We start from the raw sequence: 6,961 nt of genomic DNA, 5'->3' as shown, positions 1-6,961 counted from the left end.
CCCGCCCCGGCCCCGGCGGCCAGCCGCCCGGCGCAGTCGCGCAGCCGGCGCAGCGCGGCGAGCGAGCGCTCCACCTCGTCATGCAGCAGCAGCGCGCGCTCGGTGGGGGTGATGCGCGGACCGTTGCGGTCGAAGAGCGGGAAGCCGCAGGCGGCCTCCATCTCCTGCACCAGCCGCGTCACGGCAGGCTGCGAGCGGCCGGTCAGCCGCGCCGCGCCGGTGAGGCTGCCGCTGGCCAGGATCGCCGAGAAGAGCTCAAGCTGCCGCACATCCATGACGGAAGCGTTGCATGCGTCGAATGCATGCTGCAACGGGTATTATAAGAAAAAAGGAAAATAGGGATGGTGCCGCAGCCGGCGCGCCGCCGGGGCGTTGCCTCCCGGAACAGACCGGGAGAGCCTGCCATGGACCAACCCCTCGCCGCCCTGCTGACCGAGCCCTTCCTGGAAGGCGCGGCCGAGGCGCTGACGCGCACCGGCTTCCTCAGCGACGAACATGATTTTGTCGGCGTGCGCGACGTGCTGGCGCGGCACCCGACGGAGATCGAGGCGGCGCTGCGCCAGCGGGGCCACGCGGTGTCGCTGCATCCGGTCACGGTGCAGCATGACGCGCTGGGGCCGCAGACCCTGCTCTACAACAGCGAGGTCTTCGCCGGGGAAGCGGCGGCGCGCGATGCCATCCGCAGCTGGATGGACCTCAGCTTCGACCAGAGTTGAGGCGCCGGCGCGCCGGGGGCGTCAGCCGCCGTCCAGCCGGCGGGGCTGGCGGCGATTGGCGGCCTCGCCGGCTTCGCGGAAGCGCGCCTCGCTCATGGTCGGCAGGTCGAAATAGTCGCGGGTCGAGGCATAGCCATGCCCGCCCATGCGGCCCACCGCGTCGATCCGCGCCGGGTCGACATGCAGTCGCTCATCCACCGCGTCGGCGCGGATATGGGCGAAGACCACCTCGCCCAGGATGATCTCGCGCGAGGAGCCGATCTCCAGGAAGGAATGCAGCCGGCATTCCAGCGCGGCCGGCGCCTCGCCGATGCGCGGGCAGTCGATGGCCTGGCCGGGCAGCGCGGTCAGCCCCGCCGCCGCCAGCTCGTCCACGCCCGGGGCGAAGGGCACGGCGCAGATGTTCATCGCCTCGGCGATGGCGTCCGAGACGATGTTGACGGTGAAGACGCCGCTCTGACGGATGTTGCGGCCGGTGTCCTTGGGCGCGCCATCGGCCTTCACCTCGACCCCCAGCGCCACGATGGCCGGATCGGCGGAGAGGCAGTTGAAGAAGCTGAAGGGCGCCGCATTGGCGCTGCCGGCGGCGTCGCGCGTCGTCACCAGGGCGATCGGTCGCGGGACCACGGTGCCGATCAGGATCTTGTAGCGCTCGCGCGGCGACAGCGCGCTGAAGTCGAAGCCGGAGCTGGGCGGGAGGGCCATGGCGCTCAGCCCACCCGGTCGCTGTCGGGCACGCCCTCGCCGCGGGCGAAGCGTGCGATGTTGCCGAACATCTGGCCGATGGTCTTCTCGAAATTGTCCGCCGCCATGGCGGCGATATGCGGGGTGACCACGACATTCTCCATGCGCAGCAGCGGATTGTCCGGCGGCACCGGCTCGGTCTCGAACACGTCCATGGCGGCGCCCAGGATCTCGCGCGCGCGCAGCGCCTCGACCAGATCCGCCTCCACCACCACGCCGCCGCGCGCCACATTGATCAGCACGGCGGTCCGCTTCATCCGGCGCAGCGCCGCCCGGTCGATCATCCCGGCGGTCCGCGGCGTCAGCGGGCAGTGCAGCGAGACGACATCCGACTGCTCCAGGATGTCTTCCAGTGTGGCATGGCGGGCGCCGAGGGCCTGCTCCTCGGCCTCCGTCAGCCGGGTCGTCTTGCTGTAGAGGATCGGCCCGCCGAAGGGCCGCAGCAGCCGCGCCAGATTCTGCCCGATCGCGCCGAAGCCGATGATGCCGACCGTCTTGCCGCTGAGCATCAGGCTGGGCTTGGGCGACTGGTTGGTGCGCCACTCCCCCTCGCGCAGCGTGTGGTGGCCCCAGGAGAGGTTGCGCATCAGGGCGATGATCAGGCCGAGGGTGAATTCGGCGACCGGCACCGCGTTGCTGCCGGTGGTGCGGGCGACGGTGATGCCGCGCGCGCGCGCCGCCTCCAGGTCGAAATTGTCCACCCCGACCCCCCATTTGTGCAGCAGCCGGGCCTTGGGCGCCGCGGCCAGCAGCGCCGCATCGACCGGGATCTGGCCCGAGACGATGACATCCGCCCCGGCCACCAGCGCCCGCAGATGCTCGGCGTCGCGCCCGGTCGCGTGGTCGAGGGTCATGCCGGGCGGCAGCAGGGCGCGCAGCCGCGCGGCGGTTCCGGGCGTGATGGGGTCGAGCACGACGATCTGGGTCATCCGGCGGGGCGGGCCTCGGCTGTGGGCGGAAGGCGGCAGCCTGGGGTGAAAAACCGGCCCCGGCAAGGGCGGCCCGGGCGCGGTTTACCGGTAAACCGCCGCAACAAGCTTCGGCGGACGGTTTACCGGTAAACCGCACGCCACTAGCATGGCGCCGAACAAAGCTGGATGGGACCCTCGCATGCCTGCCATGGCCCGGCCTGCCGCGCCGCGTCTCGTGGTCTTCTGCTCGCCCAAGGGCGGCTCGGGCAAGACCACCTTCTGCCAGAACCTGCTGCCGCTGGCGGCGCAGGAGGGCTATCGCGCGCTCGGCGTCGATTTCGACCCGCAGCAGACCCTGACCAAATGGGGCCGCCGCCGCTTGGCCACCGCCGAGGCCCGGCCGGAGATCGCCGGCTTCGACGTGCTGCCGGCCGATATCCTGAATGACTGGCACGCGGTGCGGCAGGCGGCGCAGGGGCATGACCTGGTGATCGTGGACATGCTGCCCTCGGTGGATCACTGCCTGCCGCAGGTGCTGGAGGTGTGCAGCGCCGCCGATCTGGTGGTGGTGCCCAGCCAGGCCACCATGAACGACGCCGACAGCACCGGCCCCTGGCTGACCCGCCTGACCGAGATGGGGGTGAAGACCGCCGCCGTGCTGAACCGCGCCAATGAGCGCGAGGTGTTCGTCCGCGCGCTGAAGGAGCAGTTCAACCGCCTGGCGCCGCTCTGCCCGGTCACGGTGCGCAACCTGTCCGATGCGCATCTGGGGCATGTGGACGGGCTGAGCGCGGCGGACAATCCGAAGTCCAAGTCCCGGCCGGATTTCGTGGCGGTGTGGGAGTATGTGCGGCGCGAGGCCGGTTTCCCGCCGCGCCGCAAGGGGAGGGGCGCATGAGCCGCGGCAGCAGCGGGCGGATCCTCTCCATCGGCCAGAAGCTCAGCACCGCCTTGGCCGAGCCGGACCGGCAGGCGGATGGGCTGCGCAACCTCAGCGTGGCGCCGCAGGAGTTCGTCGATGAGTTCCACCGGCTCTTCGCCGGCACCGGGGTGCTGCAGGACCAGGACAAGGTCCGTGCCGCGACCGTGCTCTACAACACGCTGCGCAACGGGGCGGCGCGGCAGATCGAGCTGTATGTCCAGATGGGCAAGGCGCTGCTGGCGGCCGAGCGCAAATTCGCGCCCGAGGAATGGAAGCTGCTGATCGACCGCAGCGACACGCTGTTCAAGGTGCCGAAGAACCGCGCGGTGATGTGGCGCCAGGTGGCGCTGGCCGTGGAGGAGGGGCGGCTGCCGCTCGACCTGCTGCCGGACAGCTACAGCGTCGCCTATGTCTTCACCCATTACGAGCCGCAGCGCATCCAGAAGGCGATCGAGGCCGGGGTGCTGCGCCCCTCGGTGACGCGCAAGGAGGCGGAGCATTTCCGCCGCCTGCCGCTGACCGGGCAGAATGCCGGGCCGCCGCCCGCCGCCGAGCTGGACCGGCTGCTGGAGCAGGAGCGGCGGCTGGAGGAAAAGCTGGTGGCGATCCGCGCCCGCATCGCCGAGCTGCGCCGCGGCGCGGGGGCGCTGGCCGGGTAGTCAGGGCGGGGGACCCGGATGTCCGGGACTGGCCGCGGCGCCATCCGGCTGTGCCGGCCCCGCGCTCGCTTCGGGGGTGGCTGTGCCGGCTGAGGGACGCCGGACGACCTTCCCGCGCCAAGGCGGGGCTGGCGCGCCCCGCCCGGCCGGAGGGGCCTGGGCGCAAAGCATGCCCAATCGGGGAGGAGCGGCCCTCCCCTCAGGGCGCCGTGCTCAGTCCAGCCGCTTCAGCCCGGCCGCGAAGCGGCGCCAATTCTCCACATAGCCATCGGCCGAGCGGCGCAGCCCCTCGATCGCCACCTCGTCCAGGCTGCGGATGGCGCGGGCCGGGCTGCCGACGATCAGGCTGCCCTCGGGGAATTCCTTGCCCTCGGTCACCAGCGCGTTGGCGCCCACCAGGCAGTGGCGGCCGATCCGCGCCCCGTTCAGCACCGTGGCGCCCATGCCGATCAGGCAGCCATCGCCGATGTCGCAGCCATGCAGGATGGCGTGGTGCCCGACGGTCACGCCGGCGCCGACCCGCAGCGGGAAGCCGGGATCGGCGTGCAGCATGGCGCCTTCCTGCACATTGCTGCGGGCCCCCAGGGTGATCGGGCTGCGGTCGCCGCGCAGCACCGCGCCGAACCAGATGCCCACCTCGTCGCCCAGCGTCACATCGCCGATGACATGCGCGTCCGGGGCGATCCAGTAGCGGCCGGGTTCCGGCAGGCGCGGCGCGATCTCATCCAGTGCATAGATGGGCATGCTCGTCTCCCTCTCCCGGCCGTCAGATGATGTTGCGCGCGCGCAGCGCAGCGATGGCCTCGGCATCGAGGCCGAGGCGCTGCTGCAGCACCGCCTCCGTGTGCTCGCCGATCGCCGGGGGATGCGCCACCACCGCGCTCGGCGTGCGCGACAGGCGGAAGGGCTGGCCGACATAGCGCACCGCCTCGCCCTCGCGCGGCAATTCGCGGACGATGCCCAGATGCTCGGTCTGCGCGTCCTGGAAGGCCTGGTCGATGCTGTAGATCGGGCCGCAGGGCACGCCGGCGCGGTTCAGCGCATCGACCCATTCGGCGCTGCTGCGGGTCGCCGTCACCGCGGCGATCTCGGCGTTCAGCGCGTCGCGGTTGCGGCTGCGCGCCTCGCCATCGGCATAGTCCGGGTTGCTGGTCCAGTCGGGGCGGCCGAGCGCCTCGGCGGTGCGCTCCCAGATGCGCTGGCCGGTCGCGGCGATGTTGATATGGCCGTCGCTGGTGGGGAAGACGCCGGTCGGGATGCTGGTCGGGTGGTTGTTGCCGGCCTGCTTCGGCACTTCCCCGGCCATCAGCCAGCGCGCCGCCTGGAAGTCCAGCATGAAGAGCTGCGCCTCCAGCAGGCTGGTGGAGACCCATTGCCCCCGTCCGCTCTTCTCGCGCTCCAGCAGCGCGACCAGGATGCCCTGCGCGGCGAAGAGGCCGGCGCAGAGATCGGCGATGGGAATGCCGACGCGCACCGGCCCCTGGCCGGGCAGGCCGGTGATCGACATCAGCCCGCCCATGCCCTGCGCGATCTGGTCGAAGCCGGGGCGCCCGGCATAGGGCCCGTCCTGGCCGAAGCCGGAGATCGAGGCCAGGATGATGCGCGGATTGACCTCCGCCAGCGCCGCGTAGCCGATGCCGAGCCGGTCCTTCACATCGGGGCGGAAATTCTCCACCACCACATCGGCCTGCTCGACCAGGCGCAGGAACAGGGCGCGCCCCTCGGGGTCCTTCAGGTTCAGCGTCATGCCCCGCTTGTTGCGGTGCAGGTTCTGGAAGTCGGGGCCCAGGCGCGGGCCGCCCATCGGGTCGCCGGCATCCAGCCCCTCCGGCATCTCGATCTTGATGACATCGGCGCCCCAATCGGCCAGCTGGCGGACGCAGGTGGGGCCGGAGCGCACCCGCGTCAGGTCCAGCACCACCGTGCCGGCCAGGGCGGAGGAGGCCATGCCGGCGGGCCGCGCGGCGGGGCTGCTGTCATTCATCTCGGTCGCTCCCTTGTCCGGCGAAATCGCTAGCATGTTCCGATGCCGGTGCAAACTGTTGACGATCTGCACCCTGTCCCGCCATCCTCCCGGCATGAATGGCGAGCCCCATGACACGCTGCGGCTGCTGCGCACCGCCTCCCTGACCAGTGTGGTCCGGCAGGAGATCGAGCGGATGATCCTGGAGGGCCGCGCCCCCGCCGGCAGCCGGCTGAACGAGCAGGCGCTGGCCGCGCGGCTCGGCGTCAGCCGTGGCCCGGTGCGCGAGGCGATCCGCGGGCTGGAGCATCAGGGGCTGGTGGTCACCGTGGTCAACCAGGGCAGCTATGTGCGCAAGCTGAGCGCCGAGGAGGCGCTGGAGCTCTACGACCTGCGCGCCCTGCTGACCGGCGAGGCCTGCGCCAGCCTGGCCGTGCGCCTGCCCGAGGCGGCGGCGGAGCGGCTCGGCGCGCTGGTCGCGGCGATGGAGGCGGCGGCGGCGCAGGAGGACGCGCCGGGCTACTACGGGCTCAACATCGCGTTCCACGCGGCGCTGTTCGAGCATGGGGCGGGGGCGCGGGCCCAGCGCATCCACGCCGATCTCGGCAAGGAGCTGACCCTGTTCCGCCGCCGCGCCCTGGTGCAGCCGGAGAAGATGCGCGAGAGCAATGCCGAGCACGCCGCCATCCTGGCCGCGCTGCGCGCGGGCGACGCGGCGGCGGCGCGCGCGGCGGGGGAGGCGCATATCCGCGGCGGCAAGCGCCGCTTCGGCGCCACCAGCGCGCCGCCCGGCTGACGCGGCGGCTCAGGCGGCGAGGCGGCCGCTCTCCAGGAAGCCCAGCGCCGCGTTGACCGTGCCGGGATGCGCGGCCAGCGGGGTGTGCAGGGCGCGCAGCAGGGTGAAGCCGTCCTCGCATTCCGGCATGCGGGTCTCGGCCACGGTGACGATGCCGTCATTGTCGCCGCCCAGCAGCGGGTTGAAGCCGCGCCCGCCGGTGCCGCCCGCCACCACGGCGACGCCCCGGCAGCGCGGCAGCGGCACGGCG

Annotated in this window: 10 protein-coding genes; 4 read left to right on the top strand and 6 right to left on the bottom strand. The window is 72.2% G+C overall.

The features are described 5' to 3' along the window. On the bottom strand, positions 1-275 hold a 275-nt coding region (locus HMPREF0731_RS25660; protein ID WP_007005331.1), incomplete at its 3' end, for a LysR family transcriptional regulator. A gap of 129 nt (positions 276-404) precedes the next feature. On the opposite strand from HMPREF0731_RS25660, the gene HMPREF0731_RS16575 reads away from it, so the two are divergent. Continuing rightward, on the top strand, positions 405-716 hold the full coding sequence (locus tag HMPREF0731_RS16575; protein ID WP_007005330.1) for a hypothetical protein: 312 nt from the start codon (positions 405-407) through the stop codon (positions 714-716). 21 nt (positions 717-737) lie between these two features. On the opposite strand, the gene HMPREF0731_RS16570 is transcribed toward HMPREF0731_RS16575, so the two are convergent. Both HMPREF0731_RS16570 and HMPREF0731_RS16565 read right to left on the bottom strand, forming a co-directional pair. After that, the gene (locus HMPREF0731_RS16570) at positions 738-1,421 is read right to left on the bottom strand and encodes a flavin reductase family protein (RefSeq protein ID WP_007005329.1); all 684 of its coding nucleotides are present in this window, start codon (positions 1,419-1,421) and stop codon (positions 738-740) included. Positions 1,422-1,426: 5 nt separating this feature from the next. After that, the gene (locus HMPREF0731_RS16565; RefSeq protein WP_007005328.1) at positions 1,427-2,389 is read right to left on the bottom strand and encodes a 2-hydroxyacid dehydrogenase; all 963 of its coding nucleotides are present in this window, start codon (positions 2,387-2,389) and stop codon (positions 1,427-1,429) included. A 190-nt stretch (positions 2,390-2,579) separates the two neighbouring features. Between HMPREF0731_RS16565 and HMPREF0731_RS16560 the strand changes: the two genes are divergently transcribed. Both HMPREF0731_RS16560 and HMPREF0731_RS16555 read left to right on the top strand, forming a co-directional pair. Then, positions 2,580-3,269, top strand: a complete 690-nt coding sequence (locus HMPREF0731_RS16560) for a ParA family protein (RefSeq protein WP_157136185.1) — start codon at positions 2,580-2,582, stop codon at positions 3,267-3,269. Continuing rightward, positions 3,266-3,952: a DUF5320 domain-containing protein gene (locus tag HMPREF0731_RS16555; RefSeq protein WP_040613790.1), complete on the top strand. Its 687-nt coding sequence runs from the start codon at positions 3,266-3,268 to the stop codon at positions 3,950-3,952. Before HMPREF0731_RS16560 ends, HMPREF0731_RS16555 begins: the two co-directional genes overlap by 4 nt. A gap of 213 nt (positions 3,953-4,165) precedes the next feature. On the opposite strand, the gene HMPREF0731_RS16550 is transcribed toward HMPREF0731_RS16555, so the two are convergent. Both HMPREF0731_RS16550 and HMPREF0731_RS16545 read right to left on the bottom strand, forming a co-directional pair. After that, positions 4,166-4,696, bottom strand: a complete 531-nt coding sequence (locus tag HMPREF0731_RS16550) for a gamma carbonic anhydrase family protein (protein ID WP_007005326.1) — start codon at positions 4,694-4,696, stop codon at positions 4,166-4,168. Positions 4,697-4,718: 22 nt separating this feature from the next. Next, positions 4,719-5,936 (bottom strand): CaiB/BaiF CoA transferase family protein, encoded by a 1,218-nt coding sequence (locus tag HMPREF0731_RS16545; protein ID WP_083854550.1) that lies wholly within the window; start codon positions 5,934-5,936, stop codon positions 4,719-4,721. Positions 5,937-5,994: 58 nt separating this feature from the next. Between HMPREF0731_RS16545 and HMPREF0731_RS16540 the strand changes: the two genes are divergently transcribed. Further along, entirely contained in the window at positions 5,995-6,711 is a 717-nt protein-coding gene (locus tag HMPREF0731_RS16540) for a GntR family transcriptional regulator (protein WP_245538352.1), read from the top strand. Positions 6,712-6,720: 9 nt separating this feature from the next. Here the strand turns inward: HMPREF0731_RS16540 and HMPREF0731_RS23295 are convergent. Beyond that, positions 6,721-6,961, bottom strand: a 241-nt coding sequence (locus HMPREF0731_RS23295) for a hypothetical protein (RefSeq protein WP_007005323.1), incomplete at its 5' end; no start/stop codon positions are given.

The organism is Pseudoroseomonas cervicalis ATCC 49957 (assembly GCF_000164635.1).
GTDB lineage: Bacteria > Pseudomonadota > Alphaproteobacteria > Acetobacterales > Acetobacteraceae > Pseudoroseomonas > Pseudoroseomonas cervicalis.
This window is presented reverse-complemented; position numbering and strand designations above follow the sequence as displayed.